The sequence below is a fragment of the Kocuria sediminis genome, assembly GCF_009735315.1.
GTDB classification, from domain to species: Bacteria; Actinomycetota; Actinomycetes; order Actinomycetales; family Micrococcaceae; genus Kocuria; species Kocuria turfanensis.
The window spans coordinates 20,229-43,846 of sequence record NZ_WOGU01000005.1; the positions used below are offsets into that span (position 1 = coordinate 20,229).

General features: G+C 73.3%; 22 protein-coding genes. 9 read left to right on the forward strand and 13 right to left on the reverse strand.

The window, feature by feature from the left end:
- Positions 1-29: 29 nt before the first annotated feature.
- Together GMA12_RS07095 and GMA12_RS07100 are read right to left on the reverse strand one after the other, a co-directional pair.
- Positions 30-1,109, reverse strand: coding sequence for a patatin-like phospholipase family protein (locus GMA12_RS07095; RefSeq protein ID WP_156268583.1), 1,080 nt, complete (start codon positions 1,107-1,109; stop codon positions 30-32).
- Between the two features lie 306 nt (positions 1,110-1,415).
- Positions 1,416-1,724: a hypothetical protein gene (locus GMA12_RS07100; RefSeq protein ID WP_156268585.1), complete on the reverse strand. Its 309-nt coding sequence runs from the start codon at positions 1,722-1,724 to the stop codon at positions 1,416-1,418.
- Between the two features lie 86 nt (positions 1,725-1,810).
- On the opposite strand from GMA12_RS07100, the gene GMA12_RS07105 reads away from it, so the two are divergent.
- A complete protein-coding gene (locus GMA12_RS07105) occupies positions 1,811-2,428 on the forward strand; it encodes a class I SAM-dependent methyltransferase (protein ID WP_156268587.1) in 618 nt (205 codons plus the stop codon).
- A gap of 74 nt (positions 2,429-2,502) precedes the next feature.
- Here GMA12_RS07105 and rplI read toward each other — a convergent pair whose 3' ends face one another.
- The 6 genes from rplI to GMA12_RS07135 form a co-directional block, all read right to left on the reverse strand.
- Positions 2,503-2,952, reverse strand: a complete 450-nt coding sequence (gene rplI, locus GMA12_RS07110; RefSeq protein WP_047805112.1) for a 50S ribosomal protein L9 — start codon at positions 2,950-2,952, stop codon at positions 2,503-2,505.
- Between the two features lie 19 nt (positions 2,953-2,971).
- The gene (gene rpsR / locus GMA12_RS07115) at positions 2,972-3,208 is read right to left on the reverse strand and encodes a 30S ribosomal protein S18 (RefSeq protein WP_017835048.1); all 237 of its coding nucleotides are present in this window, start codon (positions 3,206-3,208) and stop codon (positions 2,972-2,974) included.
- Positions 3,209-3,289: 81 nt separating this feature from the next.
- Positions 3,290-3,922 (reverse strand): single-stranded DNA-binding protein, encoded by a 633-nt coding sequence (locus tag GMA12_RS07120; protein WP_047805111.1) that lies wholly within the window; start codon positions 3,920-3,922, stop codon positions 3,290-3,292.
- A gap of 112 nt (positions 3,923-4,034) precedes the next feature.
- A complete protein-coding gene (gene rpsF, locus GMA12_RS07125; RefSeq protein WP_156268589.1) occupies positions 4,035-4,340 on the reverse strand; it encodes a 30S ribosomal protein S6 in 306 nt (101 codons plus the stop codon).
- Positions 4,341-4,525: 185 nt separating this feature from the next.
- Positions 4,526-4,984 carry a TM2 domain-containing protein gene (locus GMA12_RS07130; protein WP_370830632.1) on the reverse strand — a complete coding sequence of 153 codons (459 nt, stop codon included), beginning with the start codon at positions 4,982-4,984 and terminating at the stop codon, positions 4,526-4,528.
- Positions 4,985-5,079: 95 nt separating this feature from the next.
- Positions 5,080-5,424, reverse strand: a complete 345-nt coding sequence (locus tag GMA12_RS07135) for a GNAT family N-acetyltransferase (protein ID WP_162459595.1) — start codon at positions 5,422-5,424, stop codon at positions 5,080-5,082.
- A 136-nt stretch (positions 5,425-5,560) separates the two neighbouring features.
- Here GMA12_RS07135 and GMA12_RS07140 point away from each other — a divergent pair, with 136 nt between their 5' ends.
- The 4 genes from GMA12_RS07140 to GMA12_RS07155 are packed head-to-tail and all read left to right on the forward strand — an operon-like array spanning position 5,561 to position 12,090.
- Complete coding sequence (locus GMA12_RS07140) at positions 5,561-6,589, forward strand: extracellular solute-binding protein (RefSeq protein ID WP_156268591.1); 1,029 nt, start codon at positions 5,561-5,563, stop codon at positions 6,587-6,589.
- Positions 6,586-8,277: an ABC transporter permease gene (locus GMA12_RS07145; protein WP_156268593.1), complete on the forward strand. Its 1,692-nt coding sequence runs from the start codon at positions 6,586-6,588 to the stop codon at positions 8,275-8,277. Before GMA12_RS07140 ends, GMA12_RS07145 begins: the two co-directional genes overlap by 4 nt.
- Complete coding sequence (locus GMA12_RS07150; RefSeq protein ID WP_156268595.1) at positions 8,274-9,455, forward strand: ABC transporter ATP-binding protein; 1,182 nt, start codon at positions 8,274-8,276, stop codon at positions 9,453-9,455. Before GMA12_RS07145 ends, GMA12_RS07150 begins: the two co-directional genes overlap by 4 nt.
- Before the next feature lie 22 nt (positions 9,456-9,477).
- Positions 9,478-12,090, forward strand: coding sequence for an AMP-binding protein (locus tag GMA12_RS07155; RefSeq protein ID WP_162459596.1), 2,613 nt, complete (start codon positions 9,478-9,480; stop codon positions 12,088-12,090).
- Here the strand turns inward: GMA12_RS07155 and GMA12_RS07160 are convergent.
- From GMA12_RS07160 to GMA12_RS07180, 5 genes are all read right to left on the reverse strand, one after another.
- On the reverse strand, positions 12,071-13,204 hold the full coding sequence (locus GMA12_RS07160; RefSeq protein ID WP_156268597.1) for a hypothetical protein: 1,134 nt from the start codon (positions 13,202-13,204) through the stop codon (positions 12,071-12,073). The two genes, GMA12_RS07155 and GMA12_RS07160, sit on opposite strands and share 20 nt — an antisense overlap.
- 114 nt (positions 13,205-13,318) lie before the next feature.
- The gene (locus GMA12_RS07165; protein ID WP_156268599.1) at positions 13,319-14,335 is read right to left on the reverse strand and encodes an ABC transporter permease subunit; all 1,017 of its coding nucleotides are present in this window, start codon (positions 14,333-14,335) and stop codon (positions 13,319-13,321) included.
- Complete coding sequence (locus tag GMA12_RS07170) at positions 14,332-15,297, reverse strand: ABC transporter ATP-binding protein (RefSeq protein ID WP_162459597.1); 966 nt, start codon at positions 15,295-15,297, stop codon at positions 14,332-14,334. The genes GMA12_RS07165 and GMA12_RS07170 overlap by 4 nt, the downstream gene beginning before the upstream one ends.
- A 141-nt stretch (positions 15,298-15,438) precedes the next feature.
- Positions 15,439-16,671, reverse strand: a complete 1,233-nt coding sequence (locus tag GMA12_RS19255; protein ID WP_370830641.1) for a glycosyltransferase 87 family protein — start codon at positions 16,669-16,671, stop codon at positions 15,439-15,441.
- A gap of 277 nt (positions 16,672-16,948) precedes the next feature.
- The gene (locus GMA12_RS07180; RefSeq protein WP_156268603.1) at positions 16,949-18,373 is read right to left on the reverse strand and encodes a CCA tRNA nucleotidyltransferase; all 1,425 of its coding nucleotides are present in this window, start codon (positions 18,371-18,373) and stop codon (positions 16,949-16,951) included.
- 167 nt (positions 18,374-18,540) lie between these two features.
- On the opposite strand from GMA12_RS07180, the gene GMA12_RS07185 reads away from it, so the two are divergent.
- The 4 genes from GMA12_RS07185 to trxB all read left to right on the forward strand — a co-directional run bounded on the left by GMA12_RS07185 (position 18,541) and on the right by trxB (position 23,499).
- Positions 18,541-19,041, forward strand: coding sequence for an NUDIX domain-containing protein (locus tag GMA12_RS07185; protein WP_062735775.1), 501 nt, complete (start codon positions 18,541-18,543; stop codon positions 19,039-19,041).
- A gap of 79 nt (positions 19,042-19,120) precedes the next feature.
- Positions 19,121-20,743, forward strand: a complete 1,623-nt coding sequence (gene murJ / locus GMA12_RS07190; protein ID WP_156268917.1) for a murein biosynthesis integral membrane protein MurJ — start codon at positions 19,121-19,123, stop codon at positions 20,741-20,743.
- Positions 20,744-20,897: 154 nt separating this feature from the next.
- Positions 20,898-22,334, forward strand: a complete 1,437-nt coding sequence (locus GMA12_RS07195; protein WP_162459598.1) for a hypothetical protein — start codon at positions 20,898-20,900, stop codon at positions 22,332-22,334.
- Between the two features lie 133 nt (positions 22,335-22,467).
- Entirely contained in the window at positions 22,468-23,499 is a 1,032-nt protein-coding gene (gene trxB / locus GMA12_RS07200; protein ID WP_162459599.1) for a thioredoxin-disulfide reductase, read from the forward strand.
- Positions 23,500-23,618 lie beyond the last annotated feature (119 nt).

Consider the following 23,618-nt stretch of genomic DNA (forward strand, 5'->3'; position numbering starts at 1 on the left):
CGACCCTCGGCGCGGGCAGCCCGCCGCTCCTAGGGGGCGGACCGCGGACCGGGCCGCGGCGCCGGGAAGCCCTCGGCGCGGTCGAGGGCCTCCTCGGTCGCCCGGCGCCCGAAGGCGATGAGCTCCCCGGCGCGGTGGAAGTCCAGGAGGCGGCCGGTCTGCTTGGGCACCGTGATGAGCAGGTCGGGAGGGTAGCCGGCCAGCCGGTAGCGCAGCACCATGGACTGCAGCGCCTCGAGGGAGAGCTGCATGACGTCGAGGGTGCGCAGGCCAGCGGGGAGGGCCCCGAGCACGTCCTCGGCCGCCTCCTCGAGGAGCTCGTCGTCGAGGAGCTGCGGGAGCTCCTCCGGGACCACCCCGGGGAGGTCCTCCCCGAGCCGGCGGGCGCGGGCCGCGGCCCCGCGGCCGCGCGTCTCCGCGATGCGGTCCATGACGGTGCGCGTCAGCTCCCGGTCCAGGAGGTGGGCGGCGCTGCGGCGGAACCGCTCCGCCCGCTCCTCCGCGGGGCGCGCCGCGGCCGTCTCCCGGGCCGGCACCCTGCCCTCTCCGGGCATCCGCTCCCCCGACAGGGTGACCGCCACGGTGACGTCCGCGCGCGAGGCGACGGTCGCGGCGATGGGCACGGGATTCAGGATGCCGCCGTCGGCGAGCAGCCGGCCGTTGATCATGACGGGGGTGATGATGCTGGGCAGGGCGATCGACGCCCGCACGGCGACGTCGACCGGACCCTCCTGGAACCAGACCTCCTTGCGGGCCAGCAGGTCGGTGGCCACGGCGGTGAAGGGCACGGGCAGGTCCTCGATCAGGGTGCCGTCCAGCAGCTCGCGCACCTTGGCCATGATCTTCTCGGCCCGGATCACCCCGGGCGACGACGGCGAGGGATCGAGCAGCCGGAGCACGTCCCGCTGGGTCAGTCCCTGCACCCACTGCGCGTACGGGTCCAGGCGTCCCGCCGCGTGCAGCCCGCCGACGAGCGCCCCCATGGAGCTGCCCGCGATGGTCACGATCTCGTAGCCCCGCTCCTCGAGCACCTCGATCACACCGATGTGGGCGTAGCCGCGGGCACCTCCGCTGCCCAGTGCCAGGGCCACGCGCGTGGTGCTGCTCATCAGCCGTTCCTTCCCCGGCAGCCGGGCTGCCCGTGCGGATCTCCCGCCCAGCCTGACAGGGTCCTCCGCGGGAGGAAAGGTCGGCGTCCGCGGGCCTCGACAGCGCCACCGAGTTTTCCACCCTGTGGACAACCGGTGGAAAACGCCGTGGGCGGCTGTGCACAGGGTGGGGGAAACCCTGTGGAAAGTTGTCCACAGGAGGGCTTCATTCCCGTTGTGACTAGGGCAAACAGTTGCTCACAGGCTGTGCAGGACCGCTCGGGACATCGCCGGTGTCATCCACAGCACAGACGCGCCCGGACATCCTCAGAGCACCGAGGAGACCACGCCCAGCCACAGCAGCGGGTGACACAGCACGGACAGCACCAGCAGCACCAGGAAGCGGACCCGGGCGCCCGCGAACCCGACGGCTCCGGCCAGCGCGACCACCGCCGTCACGGTGGCCCCCACCGCCGCGGCCACGAAGCCGACCACGAAGACCGTCATCGCGGTCTCGGCTCCCCCGGAGTTGCCTCCCAGGAAAGCGACGACGAAAGCCAGTACGGTGAAGAGCAGGCACCCCACCCCGAACCAGTACAGGGCGGACGGTGTGACGCGCGAGATCAGGGACGGCATGCATTCATTGTCCCCCGAGGATCTGCGCGGCACCGGCACACCGCTCCAGGAGCGCCCCCGGGCGCCCGAGCCGCCGAGGAGGCCCCGTGGACGACAGCCAGCGCATGTGGGAGGACCGGTACGCCTCCGGGAAGGACTCCCCGGACGGCACCCGGCCGCACCCGGAGGTCGCCGCCCTCCTGGAGCGGACGGCCGGGGAGCACGCGGGCCGCACCCCGGCCGCGCTCGACCTCGGGGCGGGCACGGGCCGGCACACTCTCGCCCTGGCCCTGGCGGGCTACGACCCCACGGCCGTCGACTTCTCCCCCAGCGCCGCGCGCGTCCTCGCCGACGCGCTGGCCGAGCGGGGCCTGCCCGGCCGCGCCCTGGTGGCGGACCTGCGGACCTGGACCCCCGAGCAGGAGCAGCTCTCCGGGCCCGACGTGGTGCCCCGCCAGTTCGACCTGGTGCTCGCCGTCTACTTCCAGCACGATCTCTCGCTGCTGCGCCGCGCGGCCGAGTGGCTCGTGCCCGGAGGACGGCTGCTGTGGATCACCCACGCCCCCGGCAGCGTGGAGGGCCCGCCGCCGACCGTGCCGCGCCCGGACCTGGAGGAGACGGTGGCCGTGCTCGAGGGCAAGGGCCTGGACCTGCTGCGCGCCGAGCAGGTCCGCACGACGCCGACCGCGCTCGACGTCGTCGTCGAAGGGGTCCGGCCCCGCTGAGGCCCCCGGACATGCGGAAGGGCCCCCGCGGCGCACCGCGGGGGCCCTTCTGCCGTGCAGGACCGGGGGACCGGTCAGGCGGGGACGACCTCGAACTCGACGTTCGCGTTGACGTCCTCGTGCAGGCGCACGGAGGCCTGGTACACACCGGTGGTCTTGATGTGCTGGTTGAGCTCGACCTTGCGCTTGTCCACGGAGCCGAGGCCGGCGGCCTCGACGGCGTGGGCGACGTCCTCGGCCTTGACGGTGCCGAAGAGACGCCCCTCGGCGCCGGCCTTGACCGGGATGGTCACGGTGGCGGAGGTCAGCTTCTGGGCCAGGGCCTGGGCGTCCTCGAGCGAGGCGACCTCGCGCGCGGCACGGGCGGCCTTGATGCTCTCGATCTGCTTCTCGCCGCCGCGGGACCACGGGGTCGCGAAGCCGCGCGGGAAGAGGTAGTTGCGGGCGTACCCGTTCTTGACCTCGACCACGTCACCGGCAGCGCCGAGGCCGGTGACCTCGGTCGTCAGGATGATCTTTGCCATGAGTATCTGTCCTCTCTGATCAGCGGCCGGCGCCGGAGTAGGGCAGCAGCGCGACCTCACGGGCGTTCTTGATCGCCAGAGCGATCTTGCGCTGCTCCTGCACGGTCACACCGGTGACGCGGCGGGCGCGGATCTTGCCGCGATCGGAGATGAACTTGCGCAGCAGCGCAACGTCCTTGTAGTCGATCTCAGTGACTTTGGCAGCCTTGAGCGGGTTCTGCTTTGGTTTGGGCTTACGAAGTTCAGCCTTGGCCATCGTGGTGCTCCTTGTTCTTCAAGTGGAGCCCGCGGCTGGTCACCGCGGGATGGGGTGTGTGTCGGGAAAAGCGGGGAAGGCCTAGAACGGCGGCTCGTCGTCCTGTCCGCTGCCCCAGTCGTAGTTGCCGCCGGAGGACTGGCTCCAGGGATCGTTCTGGGGCGCGGCCTGCGGAGCGGGCTGACGCCCGCCGCCGCCACCGCGGCCGCCGCCGAAGCCGCCGCCCTGCTGGCCGCCGCCGAACCCGGAGTCGCCCCCGAATCCACCGCCGCCCTGCGGGGCGCCGCCGCCGAAGCCGCCGCCCTGCTGGCCGCCGCCGCCGCCGAAGCCGCCGCCCTGCCCGCCGGAGCGGGCGTTGCGGTTGACCTTGGCGGACGCGTAGCGCAGCGAGGGACCGACCTCGTCGACGTCGAGCTCCGTGACGGTGCGCCGCTCGCCTTCCTTGGTCTCGTACGAGCGCGACTTGAGCCGACCCTGGACGATGACGCGCATGCCCTTCTGCAGGGACTCCGCCACGTTCTCGGCCGCCTCGCGCCACACGGAGCAGCGCAGGAACAGGGTCTCCCCGTCCTTCCACTCGTTGGACTGGCGGTCGAAGGTGCGGGGCGTGGACGCAACGGTGAAGTTGGCCACGGCCGCACCCGACGGGGTGAAGCGCAGCTCGGGGTCAGCGGTCAGGTTGCCGATTACGGTGATGACGGTGTCACCAGCCATGTGGACCTCCCGGGTCGAAGAAGTTCGCGGTCGTACGGGACGTGCTGGGGATTTCCAGCATCTCACCGGTGGGCCCTCGGGGGGCACCCTCGGCGATCAGCCTGTGAAGTCCTTACTCGGCGGAGATCTTCTGCTCTTCCGGGCGGATGATCTTGGTGCGCATGATCGCCTCGTTGAGGTTCAGCACACGGTCGAGCTCCTGGGCGGTCTGCGGGGTCGCGGTGAAGCGGACCACGGCGTAGATGCCCTCGGACTTCTTCTGGATCTCGTAGGCGAGGCGACGGCGGCCCCAGATGTCGATGTTGTCGACGGTGCCGTTGTCCTTGGTGACGACCTCGAGGAACTTCTTGAGAGTCGGCTCCACGGCACGATCCTCGACCTCGGGGTTGATGATCACCATCAGTTCGTATTCACGCATGTTCGAACCCACCTCCTTCGGGCTGAGCGGCTGCGGTCCTTCCGCAGCAGGAGGTTCTGTAGCGTCGTCCGCGCGCCGGCGCCGCACGTCGGGCGGCGGGCACACAGACCTCACAACACTACTACATCCGCGGCTCCGCGCCGAACGGGTCGCACGGCCGGGGGCACCGGCGCCCGGCGGGACGCTCACCGGCGGTAGGCGCTCCGGGCGATCGAGGCGTTCACGAAGGCGGTGCGGAACGGCATGGTGAAGACGTCCAGGAACATCAGCAGCGCCCACGGCACGAGGAAGAGCAGGCCGATGCCGATGCCCACGGTGCTCCAGCCCAGACCGCCCAGGAACAGGTAGATCAGGCCCCAGACGGGCTGGCGGAGGTAGAACTTGTGCACGCCCAGCGAGCCCAGGAAGAACCACAGCACGTAGGCCAGGAGCAGGGACTTGCCGCCCACCACGTTCACCACGGGCGCCCCGGCGGGCACGCCGGGGCCGCTCCCGTACGGCTGCCCGTACGGCGCGCGGGAATACCCGCTGGGCGCCTGGTGACCGGTCCCGAACGGCTGGCCGTAGGGCGCGCCGCGGAACCCAGCGCGGCCGGGATCGTCGTTCAGCGGAACGGGGCGGTAGTACTCGGGCTCGGGAGCCACGGGGGTCCTCTCGGGGCGGGCCGTCGGTGCGGACGGGATGTCGGGGGGCCGCCCGGGGGACGGCCTCGACCAGCACAACGACCGGCCGGTAAGCGCTATTCCGGGCGGCGGACGGCCGCGAGGTGCTCGGGCCGCACCGGGCCCACGTGCCCGGTGAAATCCTCGCGCCCGCGCAGCCAGGCGGCGATGAACGGGCACACGGGCACGATCGTCAGGCCTGCGGCCACGGTGTCCTCGAGCGCGGCGGCGGCCAGCCGGCTGCCCAGGCCCTCGCCCTCCCGGTCGTCGTCCACCGTGGTGTGGAAGAAGATCCGCTGGGGTCCGGCCGGAGTCCCGAAGGGGCGGTAGTGGGCCTCCCCGACGACCGTGCCGCCGTCGAGCAGCTCGTAGCGGTGCCGGTCGGGGGCGTGGCGGACGGTGAACGAGGCATCCTGCGGCACGGGTGCTCCTGTCGGGTCGGCGGCGGGCCCCCCGGAGCCGGCCGTGGCCCGGGGGTATTCCGATTAGGCTACGCTTTTCTTGTCAAATGATCGTCGTGCGGTCTCCCGGATCGCCGCGCCCGAGGAAGAGGCCCCGATGCGCCGTCGCCCCCTGTACGTCACCACCGGCATTCTGACCGCGATGACGGCGCTCGTCACGGGTTGCGGCACGCTCGGCCTGGGCGAGCAGCCCGCCGACCTGCAGATCTACTCGGCACGGCACTACGACCTCGAGGGCGCGTTCGGGGAGTTCACGGACGAGACCGGGATCACGGTGGAGTTCATCAGCGGCGACGACGCCGAGCTGCTCGAGCGGCTCAAGGCCGAGGGCGACGACACCCCGGCGGACGTGTTCATGACCGTCGACGCGGGCAACCTCTGGAACGCCGCCCGGCAGGACGAGCTCGCCGCGGTCTCCTCCCCCGCCCTGGACGAGGCGGTGCCCGAGGACCTCCGGGACCCCCAGGACCGCTGGTTCGGCCTGGCGATGCGGGCGCGCACGCTCACCTACAACCCGGACAACGTCGACCCCGCCGAGTTCGACACCCAGGAGAGCTACGCCGGGCTGGCCGACCCGAAGTGGAAGGGACGGCTGTGCATGCGGGACGCCACCTCCGCCTACACCCAGTCCCTGGTCGCGAGCCTGATCGACCTGCACGGCCGGGAGAAGGCCCTGGAGATCGTGGAGGGCTGGGTGGCCAACGGGGTGGAGATCATGAGCAACGACGTCCTGCTGCTCGAGTCCATCGACGCCGGCACCTGCGACGTGGGGATCAACAACCACTACTACCTGGCGCGCACCCTCGAGGAGAACCCGGAGCTGAACGTCGACCTGTTCTGGGCCAGCCAGGACGGCGCCGGCACCCACGTGAACATCTCCGGGGCGGGCGTGGTCGACGGGTCCGACAACGCCGAGGACGCGCAGCGGCTCATCGAGTGGCTGGCCACCGACGGCCAGAACGCGTTCGTCGACGCGAACCACGAGTTCCCCGTCAACCCCGCGGTGGAGCCCGAGCCGACGATCGCCGCCTTCGGGGAGTTCGAGCGCATGCCGCTCAACGCGGAGGCCTACGGGGATCTCAACGCCGAGGCGGTCGATCTGCTGGCCGAGGCCGGATACCGGTGACCGAGACGGCCGTCCTCGCCGAGGCCCGGCCACCCGTCCCGTGCCCGCGCCGGGGCGCGGGCACGGGCCGCCCGTGGTGGACGGCCCTCGTCGTCCTCGTCGCGGTCCTCGTGGCGACCCCGGTCCTGGCCGTGGTGGCCGACGGCCTCGGCAGCCTGGGCGAGGGCAGCCCGCCGCGCGGGCTCGGCCGGATGGTGCTCACCACCCTGACGCTCATGCTCGGCGTCGGGGCGGGGACGCTGGTCGTGGGCGGGGGGCTGGCGTGGCTGGTCACCGCCTACCGCTTCCCGCTGCGCGACGTCCTCGTGTGGCTGCTGGTCGTGCCGCTGGCCATGCCGGCCTACATCCTCGGCTTCGTGTTCCTGTCCACCTTCGACGTCTCCGGGCCGGTGCAGTCCGCCCTGCGGGCGGTGCTGGGCACGGACGCGTGGATGCCCGAGGTGCGCTCGCTGCCCGCCGCGGTCCTGGTGATGACCCTGACCCTCTACCCCTACGTCTACCTCCTGGCGCGGGCCGCGCTGGTCGAGCAGACGGCAGGCACCTACGACGCCGCCCGGACGCTGGGCGCCGGCCGGGCCCGGGCGCTGCGCCGCGTCCTGCTGCCCCTGGCCCGCCCCTCCTTGGCGGCCGGGCTGGCGCTGGTGATGATGGAGACGCTCACCGACTTCGCCACCGTGCAGTACTTCAACGTGCAGACGGTCTCCGTGGGGGTCTACCTGGTGTGGAAGGGCAGCTTCGACTTCCACGCGGCGACCCAGCTCGCCGTGCTGGTGCTGCTCTTCGCGGTGGCCGTCCTGGCCGGCGAGCGCCTGCTCCGCGGCCGGGCCCGGTTCCACCAGCGGGGCGGCCGCGGCCAGGGGCTGCAGCCGGTGCGGCTCTCCGGGTGGCGGGCCGGGGGCGCCACCCTCCTCGGCGTCGCCGCCCTGTCCGCGGGCTTCCTCCTGCCCGTGCTCCAGCTGCTCGTGTGGGCCCTCGGCGAGGTGGTCGGCGATCCCGCCACCCTGACCGACCCCCGCTTCGCGGACCACCTGACCAACAGCCTCGTGGTCGCGGCGATCGCCGCCGCGGCCTGCGTGGTGCTCTCCCTGGCGATCGCGCACGGCGTGCGGATGAGCGGCGGGCGGCTGGCGGCCTCCGCGGCCCAGCTCACCACGTTCGGCTACGCCGTCCCGGGCGCGGTGGTGGGCATCGGCGTCCTCATCGCCTTCGCCGGGCTCGACACCGCCCTGGAGCGCGCGGGCGTCCCGGGCGGCACCGGGCTGCTGGTGACGGGATCGGTCCTGGGGATCCTCTACGCCTACGTGATCCGCTTCCTCGCCCCGGCCTACCAGGCCGTGGACGCGAGCCTGGGCAAGATCTCCCCGACGATCACCTCCTCCGCGCTCAGCCTGGGCGCCTCCCCGCTGCGGGTCCTGGCCCGGGTGCACCTGCCCTTGGCCCGCCCCGGCGTGGCGGTGGCCCTGGTGCTCGTGCTCATCGACGCGGTCAAGGAGCTGCCCATCGTGCTGCTGCTGCGCCCGTTCGGGTTCACCACCACGTCCGTGTGGGTCTACGAGCTCGCCCGCGAGAACTTCTGGGAACGGGCGGCCCTGCCGGCGCTGGTGATCGTGGCGGCGGCGGTCGTGCCCGTGTTCGTCCTGGTCCGGCAGACGCGCCGGGCCGAGCACCACGGAAAGGTGGGCCGATGACCGTGCAGACCGTGAGCGCGGACCGCGCACCCCGCGCCGAGCAGGCGCCCCCCGCCCTGGTCCTCGACCGGGTCAGCAAGCACTACGGGGACTCCGTCGGCGCCAGCGCCCTGGACCTGACGGTGGCGCCCGGGGAGCTGGTGACGCTGATCGGGCCCTCCGGATGCGGGAAGTCCACGACGCTGCGGCTGGTGGCCGGGCTCGAACGGCCCGACGAGGGGACGATCCGCATCGCGGGGGAGGTGGTGGCGGACGGGCGCCGGTTCCAGGAGCCGGAGCACCGCCGGGTCGGCCTGGTCTTCCAGGACCACGCGCTGTTCCCGCACCTGACGGTCGCGAAGAACGTGGCCTTCGGGCTGGACCGGTCCCCGCGCGCCGAGCGCCGGGCGCGGGTCGGGGAGGTCCTCGAGCTCGTGCGGCTGAGCCACCTCGCCGACCGCTACCCGCACGAGCTCTCCGGGGGCGAGCAGCAGCGCGTGGCCCTGGCCCGGGCGCTGGCGCCCCGGCCGGCCGTCGTCCTGCTCGACGAGCCGTTCTCCAGCCTCGACGAGTCCCTCCGCGCCCAGGTGCGCCGCGACACCACGGCCACGCTGCGCGAGACCGGCACCACCGCGGTGCTGGTCACCCACGACCAGACGGAGGCCCTCTCCGTGGGCCACCGCGTGGTGGTCATGCACGACGGGGTGATCGAGCAGGCCGACACCCCGGAGAAGGTCTTCGAGCAGCCCAGCACCCGGTTCGTCGCCTCGTTCATGGGCGACGCGGACTTCCTCCCGGCGCGGGTGCACCGGGCGCTGCTGACCTGCGAGATCGGCATCGTCTCCACGGTGCCGGGCTGGGCCGACAGCGACGTGGCGGTCGACGTGGTGCTGCGCCCGCACGAGGTGGCCCTGCGCCCGGACCCGGACTCCCCCGCACGGGTGTCGGCGGTCGAGTACCACGGCGCGTTCGTGCTCCACCACGTGCGCCTGGCCTCCGGCCGGACGCTGCGCTCCTGGCAGCCCCACAACGTCCGCCACCCCGTGGGGACCCCCGTCGCCGTGACGGTGGCCGCGGGCACCACCCCGACGCTGCTCGTCGACGACCGGGCGGTCACCGCCCCGCCGCGGACCCGGTCGGGGGCACCGGTGGGGCGTTCCCCCATGTCGGACGAACTGGACCAGACCTTTCTTCGCTGATCGACTCCTCTGAGGTGACGCCGTGACCACGCAACCGGATCTGGCCCGCATCCCCTTCGTGGCCGGGCTCGCCCGGCACGGGGACCGTCCTGCCGTCCTCACCCGGGACGGGACGCTGAGCTACCGGGAACTGGCCGGGCGCGTCGACGCCGTCGCCGCCCGCCTGGGCGGTGGACGCCGGCTGGCGGTCCTGGCCGCGGCCAACGACCTCGACTCCCTCGTCGCCTATCTCGGCGCCCTCGCCGCGGGCCACCCCCTGCTGCTGGTCCCGGCGGACAAGCCGGAGGCCCTGGCCTCCCTCGTGGCCGCCTACGACCCCGACGTCGTGCTCCGGTCCGGCAACGGCTCCCCCGTGGTGGAGGAGCGGCGCCCCGGCACCTGCCACGACCTGCACCCCGACCTGGCGCTGCTGCTGAGCACCTCCGGCTCGACCGGCTCCCCGAAGCTGGTGCGCCTCTCGCACGAGAACCTGGCCGCCAACGCCGAGGCGATCGCCGAGTACCTGGCCATCGGTCCCGGCGACCGCGCCGCGACCACGCTGCCGATGTCCTACTGCTACGGGCTGTCGGTGATCAACAGCCACCTGCTGCGCGGGGCCGGGCTCGTGCTGACGGACCTGTCGGTGGTCGACCCCTGCTTCTGGGAGCTGTTCCGCGAGCACGGGGCCACGTCCTTCGCCGCGGTGCCCTACACCTTCGAGCTGCTGGAGCGCGTGGGCTTCGCCGGGATGGATCTGCCCCGGCTGCGCTGCGTCACCCAGGCCGGCGGGCGGCTGGCGCCCGAGAAGGTCCGCCACTACGCCGAACTCGGCCGCCGCCGCGGCTGGGACCTGTTCGTCATGTACGGGGCCACGGAGGCCACCGCCCGGATGGCCTATCTGCCCCCCGACCTGGCGGCCGAGCGCCCCGGGTGCATCGGCGTGCCCGTGCCCGGCGGGGCCTTCCGCCTCGAACCGGTGGAGGACCTGGCCGACGGCGAGCTCGTCTACACCGGCCCCAACGTCATGCTCGGCTACGCCGAGCGCCCGGCCGACCTCGCTGCCGGGCGCACCGTCGCGGAGCTGCGCACCGGCGACCTGGCCCGCCGGCACCCCGACGGGCTGTACGAGGTCGTGGGGCGGCGCAGCCGCTTCGTGAAGATCGTGGGCCTGCGCGTGGACCTCGGGCAGGTCGAGCGCACCCTCGCCGAGCTCGGCGTGACGGCGGCGGCCGCCGGATCGGGCCCGGGCTCGGGCGCGGACGAAGGGCTCGTGGTCGCCGTCGAGGGCGACCACGACCCGCGGATGTTGGGCAAGGTCCTCGCCCAGAGCGTGGGACTGCCCCGCACCGCCGTCGCGGTGCACGCCGTGGAGCGGCTGCCGCGCCTGGCCACCGGCAAGGTGGACTATCCCGCCGTCGCCGCGCTCGCCGCCCCCCGGACCGTTCCCACCCCGCCCGCCGGCAGCGCGGCGGAGGGGCCGCAGGACGTCAAGCGGATCTTCGCGGAGGTGCTGGACCGCCCCGACGTCGACGACGACGACACGTTCGTCTCCCTCGAGGGCGACTCGCTGTCCTACGTGGCGGCCTCGGTCCGGCTGGAGCACGCCCTCGGGCACCTGCCGCCGGACTGGCACGTCACGCCCGTCCGGGACCTGCTCCCCCGGCCGGCCCGGCCCCGGCGGCGCCTGGTGTCGTTCCTGGAGACCGGCATCGTCCTGCGGGCGGTCGCGATCGTGTGCATCGTCTGCACCCACGTGGAGCTGTTCACCTTCCAGACCGCCCACCTGCTGTTCGCGGTGGCCGGCTACAACTTCGCCCGGTTCCAGCTGACCGGGCGGCGCCTGCCCCGCCTGCGGCGCCAGCTGCGCAGCCTGGGCCGGATCGTGGTCCCCTCCGTGGCCTTCATCGCCGTGGCCCACCTGCTCACCGACGACTACACGGCGGCCAACGTGGTGCTGCTCAACGGGATCGTGGGCCCGCAGGAGCTGACGAGCCAGTGGCACTTCTGGTTCGTCGAGATGCTCGTCTACGTCCTGGTGGCCGTCACGGCCCTCATGGCGCTGCCCTGGGCCGACCGCGCCGAGCGGCGCCTCCCCTTCGCCTTCCCGCTGCTCCTGCTCGGCGTGGGGCTGCTCAGCCGCTACGACCTGGTGGACCCCGGCCTGCCCAAACCGGCCCCGGTGTTCTGGATCTTCGCCCTGGGCTGGGCTGCCGCCCGGTCCCGGACCACGCTGCAGCGGTGCCTGGTGTCGGCCCTGACGGTGCTGAGCATCCCGGGCTACTTCGACAGCGCGCTGCGGGAGGGCACGCTGGCCGTGGGGATCCTGCTGCTCCTGTGGGTGCCGACCCTGCCCGTGCCGGCGGGGCTGCGGCGCCTGACCGGCCGGCTGGCCGCGGCGTCCCTGTGCATCTACCTGACGCACTGGCTGGTCTATCCCGTGCTGCTGCCGGTGCACCCGGTCCTGGCCGTGGTCGCCTCGCTCGCCGCGGGCGTGGCCTACTGGCTCCTGGCCGAACGGGTGCTCCGCAGCAGGATGTTCGGGGGTGGGGCGCTCGGCGGCCGGGTGCTCGGCGGCCGCGCGCCGGGGCGCCGCCGGCGGCCTCGGGCGGGCACGCCGGACCCGGTCCGGCCCGCGGCTACTCCAGGCCCACGCTGATCTCCGCGCTCTGTCCGGTGGAGCGCACGGTGGCGGGCACCGGGAACTCCACGCGCTCCGTGACCGGCTCACCGTCCTCCAGGTAGCTCAGCCGCGCCTCGGCGGGCCGGTACGGGTCCGCGACCCAGCGCAGGGGGTCCTCCGGGGAGCCGACCAGCACCAGGGCGGGCCGGGAGACGAGCCGCCAGCGGACGTCGGTGATCCCCGGGTCCGCCACCTCGTCCGCGTCGGGAAGGCCCGCGGCGGCGTCCGGGGACCCCTCCGGACCGGTGTGGCGCGCCGAGCCCGGGCAGCCCTCCGGGGCGAGCTCCTCCGAGGCCATGCAGGTGCGCAGCCACTGGGTGATCCGTTCCTCGGTCTCCTGCCACATCCGCGGGGAGGGCTCGATCCGCAGGTCCACGGACGCCGGGCGCGGATCGCGGAAGGCCATCCGCACCGGGGGCAGGGGCACGGGCACCCGGTAGTAGGAGTTGCCGGGCAGTCCGATCGCGTAGTCCCCGGGCAGGGCCTCGAAGCGCCACGCGCCGCCGGGGCCGGTGGGGTCCGGCACGCGCTCGTCGGGGTCCGGGCGGATGCTCTCCCCGTTGACGGAGATCTCGTCCAGGGGCGCCGGGAGGTGGACGGCGAGGGGCGCCACGTCCGGGGCGTCCAGCTCCCAGTGGTCATTGAAGGGACCGCTGCGCTCCACCCGGTGCACGCCGTAGGTGTGCACCTCCTCCCGGACCCGGTCCCCGCTCCCGGGCCCGTCCCACCACACGCGCGCCCGGATCTCGGCGTGGTCGCCCTGCACGTCCACGCGGAGCACCTCGTGGCCGCTGATCCGCCCGGCCGCGTTGCGGTAGACCCGGTTGGCGAAGATGTTGAGGGCGGGATCGGCGACCACGGCCTCCGCCCGGGACAGCAGCTGCCGCGAGCGCCCGTCCTCGAGGCCGCCGAGCCAGGTGTGCACGGGGTCCTGGGGGGCGCGGTCCACGAAGAACCAGTTGAACGCCGAGCTCAGCCCGGTGACCAGGACGACGACCGCCGCCAGCCAGGTCAGCAGCGTCCGGCGCAGCCCGTGGGCGTCCTCGGCGGTGAGGACCGCGCCGGGCTCCCGTTCCCGTGGCACCGTCACCGCAGCCTCCCCGTCCGACGCCAGTTCGTCCGGCGCGCGCCGGTGCTCCGGGCCGCGCGGCGGCCCACCGGCTCACATCGTAGATCGGGCGCCGGGGCGGTGGGCGGAGGAGCCCTACAGTGCGCGTTTCTTCGTGACGAGGATCCCGGCGAGCACGAAGAGCAGTCCCCAGGCGCCGTAGACCAGACCGGACTCCACGTGGTTGAGCACGGCGTCCGAGGGCTGGTACACCGCGGTGAGCTGGGCCCCGGCCGCGGCCGGGGAGTAGGGCTTGGCGTCCTCGAGCCACTCGAAGGACAGGGCGAAGAGGACGATCTCCAGGACCAGCAGCAGCACCACGAGCACCACGATCCCCCAGGTGGTGGACTTCAGCAGGGCGCCCAGCCCGAAGCCCAGCCACGCGGTGATCATGTAGAACAGGCCCACGGCGAGGATGTTCAGCAGGATGGGCTCCTGCCACAGGTCGTAGCCCAGGTCCCCGCCGGCGAGGATCGGCTGGACGAGCAGGTGGCACAGGACGGCGCTGATCAGCCCGAACAGGAAGGTGACGACCGAGAGCACCGCCACCTTGGCGAGCATCACCGGGGTGCGCCGCGGCACCGCCGTCATGGTGGTCTGGATCGACCGGGTGGCGTACTCGGAGCCGATGAACAGCACGGCGAGCGCGCCCAGCAGCAGCATGACCAGCTGCAGGCCGCCGTTGGCGCTGGACATGGCCATGTACTCGCCGAAGCCCATGCCGTCGGGCAGGGACAGGCCGGAGCCCTCCGCCATCTGCTGCTCGGACTGGGCCAGGAACTCGTCCCGCTGCTGCTGGACCTGCTCCTCGGTGAGGCCGATCTCCTCCGGGCTGCGGCCGTCCAGCATGTCGTCGACCTGCTGCTGGGCGGCCTGCTCGTTGATGTCGATGAAGGTCAGCGTGCTGGAGGCCGAGAGGGCGGCGAAGCCGAGGGAGAGCAGCAGCGCCACGGCCAGCAGGATCCAGTGCGAGCGCAGGGAGCGGAACTTGATCCACTCCGAGCGCAGGACCCGGCCGAAGCCCAGCCGGGCGTCGAACGCGGGGCCGGCGTGCCCGGTGGGGCCCGGGGTGGTGGTCTCCGGGCGGGGTGCGGTCGAGGTGCTGGTGCTCATGCTCGGTCTCCGGTTCGTGCGGCGGCGCCCGCCCAGGGCGCCCGGGTGGTCTCGACGGGGGCGCCGCCGGAGCGGTACTCGACCTCGTCCTGCGTCATGGCCATGTAGACGTCCTCGAGGGTCTCGGTCTGCGGGGTGAGCTCGTAGATCAGCACCCCGGCGGACAGCGCGGCCTCGGCGATCCGCCGCGGCGCGGGCCCGGTGACCAGGGCCCCGTCGTCGTCGAACTCCGTGATCTCGGCGCCCTCCTCCCGCAGGGCCCGGCGCAGGGCCTCCCGGTCGGTGGTGCGCACGCGGGTGCGGTTGCGCTCCCCGGCCAGCAGCTGCCCGATGGGCGCGTCGGCGAGGATCCGGCCGCGGCCGATCACCACGAGGTGGTCGGCCGTCTGTGCCATCTCCGACATCAGGTGGGAGGAGAGGAAGACCGTGCGGCCCTCCGAGGCGAGGTACTTGGCGAGGTGGCGCACCCACACGACGCCCTCGGGGTCGAGGCCGTTGACGGGCTCGTCGAGGACCACGGTGTGGGGGTCGCCGATCAGGGCGGCGGCGATGCCCAGCCGCTGGCCCATGCCCAGGGAGAAGCCGCCCACCCGCTTGTCCGCCGCGGCGCCGAGCCCGGTGAGGTCCACGACCTCCTGGACGCGGGAGCGGGGAATGCCGTGGGTCGCAGCGAGCGCGGACAGGTGAGCCCGGGCCGTGCGCCGGGGGTGGACGGCCTTGGCGTCGAGGAGCACGCCGACCTCCGAGAGCGGAGCGCGGTGCTCGGCGTACGGGCGGCCGTTGACGCGGGCGTGCCCGCTTGTGGCGGACTCCAGGCCCACCAGCAGGCGCATGGTGGTCGACTTGCCGGCCCCGTTGGGCCCCAGGAACCCGGTGACCCGGCCCGGACGGACGGTGAAGCTGACGTCGTCCACCGCCGTCTTGCCACCGTAGGTCTTCGTCAGGTTCTCGATCTCGATCACCGGCGCTCCTCCCGAGCACTCGTCATTGCGGTCCACCCTCAACCTACGGGACCCGGGACGCCGTCCGGCACCCTCGGAAGGATGAGCTCTGCGGCCCTCCGCGGGCCCGCTCTCCCTCTTCCGGAGGAGGGGCGCCGGCGTTCACTCCGCCTCGGGTACGCCGATCTGCATCGCCCGGCGTCCGCGCAGGACGTCGACGGCCACCACGACCAGGAACCAGACCAGGAACAGCACCCGCACGGCCGCCAGCAGGTCCTGGGCGTCCCAGCCCGTGCGGCCGGTCCACGGCAGGACCGGCCACGCCGCCTCCGGCAGCACCAGCGTGGTCCACCACAGCACCTCGACGAGCTGCCAGGCCCCGAACTCGATCCAGTTGCGCCGGCTGAGCACCACCAGCGGGGCGAGCCACAGCGCGTGGACCAGCGAGTAGCCCGGGCCGGTGAGCACCAGCACGGTGAGCAGCAGGAACGCCACCTGGACGACGCTGGGCTCCTGGCGGGTGAGCAGGGTGAGCACCAGCACCGCCGCGCAGCCGAGCACGAGGGCCAGGAGCACGTGCTGCCCGGTCTCCGCCGCCCCGGGGACGGCGTCCGCACGGCTCCACACGCTCCACAGGGAGGAGCCTGCCACCGGGCGGTCGGCCGCCGCCCGGAACCGGCCGAGCCACTGCTCCCACGCCGCGATCATGAACGGGCCGTTGACCAGCAGCCAGGCGGCCAGGGTCCCGGCCAGGACCACCGCGAAGTCCCGGAACTGTCGGTACCGGGCGGCGAGGAACAGCACGGCCAGCAGGACCACCAGGGGGAACAGCGCCACGGACGCCCCCAGGCCGAGGAACACCCCGGCCGGTCCGGGGCGGCCGCGCACGTGGAAGAGCAGCGCCAGCACCATGAGCAGCACCGCCCAGAGGTCCCACGTGGTGAAGCCCACCAGCGCCGCCACCGGGGCCAGGGCCAGGACGAAGGCGTCGGCCCGGCGGCGGCCGGAGAGCCCGGAGACCACGGCGACCGTGGCCAGCCACAGGAGGGCGAGCAGCACCACGGACAGGTTCGCGAACACGCCGCCGCCCACGTCCGTGCCGAGCAGCGCGGAGAGCCGGGCCGCGACCCACCCGAGCACCGTGGTGATCATGCCGACCAGGGCGGGCTGGTCCCCGGTGGGACCTCCCGTGAAGAACCCGTCCAGCGTCCCGGCCGTGGCCGCCGGGGTCACCTCGGTGGCGCACAGCGCGGGGAGCTGCTCGGCGGCCGCCCCACCGGGCACCCGGCAGGGCAGCCGCAGCAGGTAGGCCACCATGACCGTGTAGAGGCACAGGCCGGCCAGCTGCAGCCCGTGCCCGCCGAGGCGCCCGCCCAGCCGGCTCACCGGGTCCACCGCCGTCCGCGCGGCCCGTGCGCCGCGACCCGGGCCGGTGGAGGGGCCACCGCCGCCGGGTGCAGGACCCCGTCGGCCCGGACGCCCGCCGAGAGCAGGACATGGACGCCCGGATATATGCCGTGAACGACATTCGCGCTGCTGGTCCCGGTGCCGCGGACGGGCGTCGGGCCTCCGGTGGGGCGCGTCCGCGGCACCGGGTGCTCCAGCAGCGCGGGGTGCCGCCCCGGGTCCGGGGCGGTGCGGGGGGCGTCCGGGGCGGGCTCCACCCGGGTGCTCACAGTGCGTCCGCCGCCCAGGCCCGCAGCCGCCGCTCCGCCTCCTCGGGGCCCAGCTCCCCCTCGTCGAGACGCAGGTCCAGCAGGAAGCGGTAGGCCCGCCCGACCACGGGACCCGGCGGGACGCCGAGCACGGCCATGATCTGCTGGCCGTCCAGCTCGGGCCGCACCGCGTCGAGCTCCTCCCGCGCGGAGAGCTCGGCGATGCGCTGCTCCAGGTCGTCGTAGGCGGCGGACAGCCGTGCCACCTTCCGCCGGTTCCGGGAGGTCACGTCCGCCCGCGTGAGCCGGTGCAGCCGCTCGAGGCACTCCCCCGCGTCCCGGACGTAGCGGCGCACGGCGGAGTCGGTCCACCCGGCGTCCCCGTAGCCGTAGAAGCGCATGTGCAGCTCCACCAGCCGGCTCACGGTGCGGATCGTGTCGTTGTCGAAGCGCAGCGCCCGCATCCGCTTCGCGGTGAGCTTGGCGCCCACCACCTCGTGGTGGCGGAAGCTCACCGCGCCGTCGGCCCCGAAGCGGCGGGTCGCGGGCTTGCCGACGTCGTGCACGAGGGCCGCGAAGCGCAGGGCGAAGTCCGGGGCGGGCACGGGACCGTCCGGTCCGGACTCCAGCTCCGCCGCCTGCTCGAGGACGGTGAGGGAGTGCTGGTAGACGTCCTTGTGCCGGTGGTGCTCGTCCGTCTCGAGCTGCAGGGCGGGCACCTCGGGCAGCACGACCGCGGCGAGCCCCGTCCCCACGAGGAGATCGACCCCCTGCCGGGGCCGGCGCCCGCAGATCAGCTTGACGAGCTCGTCCCGGACGCGCTCGGCCGAGACGATCGCGATCCGCTCCGCCATGTCCGTCATGGCCGCGCGCACCTCCGGGGCGACCTCGACGTCGAGCTGGGAGGCGAAGCGGGCGGCGCGCATCATCCGCAGGGGGTCGTCCGAGAACGAGTCCTCCGGGGCCCCGGGGGTGCGCAGCACCCGGGCGTGCAGGTCCTTGACCCCGCCGTGCGGGTCGACGAGCTCGAGCCCGGGCAGCCGCAGCGCCATCGCGTTGATCGTGAAGTCGCGGCGGAACAGGTCGTCCTCCAGGGAGGTGCCGAAGGCCACCTGCGGCTTGCGGGAGTCCGCGTCGTAGGCCTCGGCCCGGTAGGTGGTCACCTCCAGCTGCACGTCGCCCCGGCGCATCCCGATGGTCCCGAAGTCCCGGCCGATCTCCCACACCGCGTCGGCCCAGCCCGCGACCACGCGGAGGGTCTGGTCGGGCGTGGCGTCGGTCGTGAAGTCCAGGTCCAGGGCGGGCCGGCCGAGGAAGAGGTCGCGCACGGGCCCGCCCACGAGCGAGAGCTCGTGGCCGGCGTCGGCGAACCGCCGCCCCAGGTCGAGGGCGGTGGGGTGGATCGCGTCGATGTCGGGGAGCTGCGTCATGGTGCCGCCCATTGTTCCAGACCCGGGAGCGCCGGCCCGTCCGGGCGGGCCCCTCGGGCGGGCCGGGAACCGGTCCGCGGACCTGTGCCCGACCGGGTGCACCGGCGCGTCGGGGGGCCCCTGCACGGAGCCTCCGGTGCTCGGGCGGGAGCCCGGGGGATTGTGGCAAGGTAGGAGACATGGCTTTCCCCGTCCCCAGCGCACCGAAGAAGCGGCCCACCGCGCCGGCCGCCGCGCTGCCCACGGTCGAGGAAGTCTCCGCCGGGGGGATCGTCGTCGACCTCGCCACGCCCTCCCACCCGGTGGCCATCATCGCCCGGATCAACCGGGGCGGACGCCTCGAGTGGTGCCTGCCCAAGGGCCACCCTGAGGGCGAGGAGACGAACGAGGAAGCCGCGATCCGCGAGATCGAGGAGGAGACCGGCATCGCCGGGGAGGTGCTGAGCCCGTTGGGCAGCATCGACTACTGGTTCACGGTCTCCGGGCACCGAGTGCACAAGACGGTGCACCACTTCCTGCTGCGCGCCACCGGCGGGCACCTCACCACGGACAACGACCCCGACCACGAGGCCGTGGACGTCGCGTGGGTGGACATCGACGACCTCGGCCGGAAGCTCTCCTTCCCCAACGAACGGCGCATCGCCGACATCGCCCGTGAATACATCATCCATCAGCTCTGAGACCGTGCGCTCCCCCGGCGAGGGCCAGGACGCACCCCCCGCCCCGGCCCGGCGCTCGGGCGCGGCCTCCAGTGCCATCATGGCCTCCGGCACGCTCGTCTCCCGCGCGCTGGGGTTCGTCAAGACCGTGCTGATCACGGTGGCCATCGGCTCGGTCACCACCGTCTCCGACGTCTTCGAGCTGGCGAACACGCTGCCGAACCTGATCTACGTCCTCGTGGCCGGCGGCATCTTCAACGCCGTCCTGGTGCCCCAGATCATCAAGGCCTCCAGGACCGCCGACGACGGCGGGGCCGACTACATCTCCCGCCTGCTCACCCTGGCCGTGCTCGCGCTGCTGGGGGTCACGGCGGTCGTGGTGGCCCTGGCGGGACCCATCGTGCGGACCATGGGCACCGACTGGACCGAGGCGCAGCTCTCGCTCGGTCTGACCTTCGCGCTGTTCACGTTCCCGCAGATCTTCTTCTACGGCCTCTACACCGTGGTGGGGCAGGTGCTCAACGCCCGCGGCGCCTTCGGCTGGTACATGTGGGCGCCGGTGGTCAACAACGTGGTGGCCATCGCGGCGCTGCTCGTGTTCATCCAGCAGTTCGGGGCGTTCGCCGAGGCGGAGCACTCCCTGGACAACTGGACGCCGGCCAAGACGTTCTGGCTGGCGGCCATGGCCACCCTGGGCGTCGCCACCCAGGCCCTCGTGCTGTTCTGGCCGCTGGGCCGGCTGGGACTGCGGCTGCGCCCCCGCTTCGGCTGGCGCGGCATCGGGCTCTCCACCGCCGCGCGGCTGGCCGGCTGGACCCTGGCCACGGGGATCATCGCCAACCTGGCGTTCCTGGCCCTCACCAAGGTCGCCGCGATCCCCACCGGCTCCCGCCCGGAGTACCTCGCCATGGACCCGCCGCAGCAGATCGCGGGCGTCGCAGCACTCAACCAGGCCTCGATGCTGTACTCCCTGCCGCACGGGGTGATCGGGCTGTCCATCGCCACGGTGCTGTTCAACCGGATGGCCGCCGCCTCCACGGAGGGGGACCGGGCCGGCATGGTGGCGTCCCTGTCCTCGAGCCTGCGCATCACGGGCGTGGCCACGGTCTTCGCCACCGTCGCCCTCATCGTCTTCGCGGGACCCCTCGGCATGCTCTTCAGCGGCGGCGTGCCCTCCGCCGGAGCCGTGATCGGCCAGGTGGTCACGGTGATCGCCATCGGCGCGCCCTTCATGTCCACCTCCTTCATGCTCGGCCGGGCCTTCTACGCGCAGGAGGACGCCCGCACCCCGTTCCTGGTGCAGGTGGGCGTGGCCCTCTTCACCGTCGCCTGCGCGCTGCTGATCGCCTCGCTGGCCCCGCCGCACCTCGTCATCTTCGCGGTCGCCGGCTGCTACGCGGCCCAGAACATCCTGAGCACGCTCATCTACCACCTGGTCCTGGTCCGCCGGATCGGGGACTACGACCTCGCCCGGATCATGGACTCCCACGCCCGGATCCTCGTGGCGTCCCTGCTCGCCGGCGTGGTGGGCGCCGTGGCCCTGTTCCTGCTCGGCGGCTACGACCCGGACGGCTTCCCCTGGACCAACCAGCTGACCGCGATCGCGACCGTCGCCGTGGGCGGGACCGTCATGGGCATCGCCTATCTGGGCGCCCTCAGGCTCTGCCGCGTCCGGGAGCTCGACAGCCTCGTGCGCCCGGTCCTCGCCCGGCTCGGCCGCTGACCGTGTGACACGGCTCTCCGCCGCGGGCCGCCGGGACCGGTAAAGTGCTGAGTGGTCGGTGACGTGGGTCAGGAACACCCCTTCTGCCCCGCCGGCCACCCCCGCCCGCGAATTCCGGCCCCCTCCGCGAATTCCCGACCCCCAGGGAGCCAACGTGCCCGCACCGATGAAGCTCGGTTCCGTCCTCGGCGGCCGCTACAAGGTGGTCACCGACGTGCTGGCCACCGCCGAGGGCGACCACGTGCTCGAGGGCCAGGACCAGATCCTGGGCCGACGCGTCTCGATCCTGCTGCCCGCGGAGCGGCACACCTCCCTGCTGGTGGAGAACGCCCGCTCGATGGCCAACGGCAGCATCGGCGCCCCGTTCCAGATCCTCGACCTGGGGCAGGCGGAGGCCCACACCTACCTCGTGACCTCGCACACCCCGGCCGCAGACATGCTGGACTCCCTGCTCGTGGAGCCCGACGAGATCGAGGACGAGTCGCTCGGCGACGACATCTTCGGCGCACCGCGCGGCACCGGCAGCGCCTCGTACGTCTACGACGAGCCGGACCCCACCAGCCCGACGCCGGTGGTCGCCACCGAGCCCTCGGACGACCTCGGCGCCGCGGCCCCCGAGCCCAAGGTCACCCGGTGGCGGGACGACGACTCCTACGACGACGCCGCGCCCGCGCCCTCGGTGCGCACCCGCCTCGGCCGGCCGGTGCGGGTCAGCGCCACCTCGACCCGCTCCACGCTCTTCGACCGGGCGGCCGCGAGCGGCACCGCCGCCGTGGCCGGCCGCACCGCCGGCACCGACATCGATCCCGGCTACGACGGCGACAACCGCTACGACAGCTACTACGAGGAGCACCAGGAGGCTCCCCACCGCGAGCCGGAGACGGCCGTGGGCCCGCCGCCGCGCGGCAAGGACACCGCTGCGCGCACCCGGAGGAGCGGCAAGGGCCTCCTCCTGCTGGTCGTGGTGCTTCTGGCCCTGCTGATCGGGGCCGTGGTGTTCAGCTTCGACCGCCTGGGCGGGCTCTTCAACGGGCTGAACGCCTCCGACCCGGCCGCCAGCGCCCCCGCCGGGGAGGAGGGGGCGGACCAGTCCCCGCCGAGCGCGGAGGCCGAGCCGGCGGCCCCGGAGGCGGACCCGCAGCCCACGGCCGTGACCCGGATCGTGCCCGGCAACGCGAACTTCATGGCCGACCAGGACGCCCAGCTGGGCCAGACCGTGGACGGGAACCCCTCCACCTACTGGATCAGCTACGGGTTCTCCGACCAGAGCTTCAGCAACCAGGCGCCCAGTGTGGGCCTGGCCGTCCAGCTCGAGGAGGCCGCACCGGTGGAGACCCTGCGGCTGAGCCAGTCCGCCGGCTCCGGCGGCATGTTCGACGTCTATGTCAACGACGCCCCGACCCTGGACGGCGCCCGGCAGGTGGGCTCCGGCTCCTTCACCGGCCCGGAGATCACCGTTCCGCTGGCCGCCGGGGCCCAGGAGGAGAGCCACCAGTACGTGATCGTCAACTGGACCCAGCTGCCGCAGCTGACCAACCCCATCGCCGGGTTCAACTACGGCCTGCGGGTCGGGGAGATCCAGCTGGACTGACGGCCCCACTCCCCCGGCGGACGCGGCCGGGCGTGCGCGGCACCGGAATATCCGCCGTGCGCGCCCGGTTGTGCCAGTGGTCCCCGCGGCCGGACCCGTCCGGCCGCTCCCTGTACGGAAGGTCAGCAGAACAGTGAGCCCCGACTTCGGTCCCGTGATCAACGCCCTGGATCTCACCCCGCGCGACGGCGAGCCGACGTCCGCCCCCGAGGACGAGACCGTCCACGAGGTGATCGTCGTCGGCTCCGGCCCCGCCGGGTACACCGCCGCGATCTACGCCGCGCGCGCCAACCTCCACCCCGTCGTGTTCGCGGGCTCCGTGACCGCCGGCGGCGAGCTGATGAACACCACCGAGGTCGAGAACTACCCCGGTTTCATCGACGGCATCCAGGGCCCGGAACTGATGTCCAACATGCAGCAGCAGGCCGAGCGCTTCGGCGCCGACATCCGCTACGAGGACGTCGTCGCCCTGGAGCTCGAGGGCGAGGTCAAGACCGTGACCCTCGAGGACGGCTCGGTGCACCGCGCGCACGCCGTGATCATCGCGACCGGCTCCGCGTACCGGGAGCTCGGTCTGCCGGACGAGAAGCGGCTCTCCGGCCACGGCGTGAGCTGGTGCGCCACCTGCGACGGCTTCTTCTTCAAGGAGCAGCACATCGCGGTCGTCGGCGGCGGGGACTCCGCCCTCGAGGAGGCCACCTTCCTCTCCCGCTTCGCCTCGAAGGTGACCATCATCCACCGGCGGGACAGCTTCCGCGCCTCCGAGATCATGCAGCAGCGGGCCTTCGAGGACCCGAAGATCGAGGTGCTCTGGAACGCCGAGGTCGTGGCCATCAACGGCGAGGAGAAGGTCCGCTCCGTCACCGTGCGCGACACCGAGTCCCGGGAGACCTCGGAGCTGCCCGTGACGGGGCTGTTCGTCGCGATCGGCTCCGATCCGCGCACCGCGCTGGTCGCCGACCAGCTCGAGCTCACCGTCGACGGCACGATCCGGGTGGACGGACGCGGCTCCACCACGAGCCTCGCCGGAGTCTTCGCCGCGGGCGACGTCGTGGACGCGACCTACCGCCAGGCCATCACCGCCGCCGGCTCCGGGTGCGTGGCCGCGGTCGACGCCGAGCACTACCTCGCCGCACTGCACGACCGCTCGGTGCTGCACAGCTGAGCGTCCCCGGCCCCGCGGCCGGTCGGGACGGCTCCGACCGCCCCGCCCGGCATGGGCCATAATCGAACCAGTTCCGCCCCTCGCACCAGTTGCACAGAGCGCGCCGAGCACGCCACGAG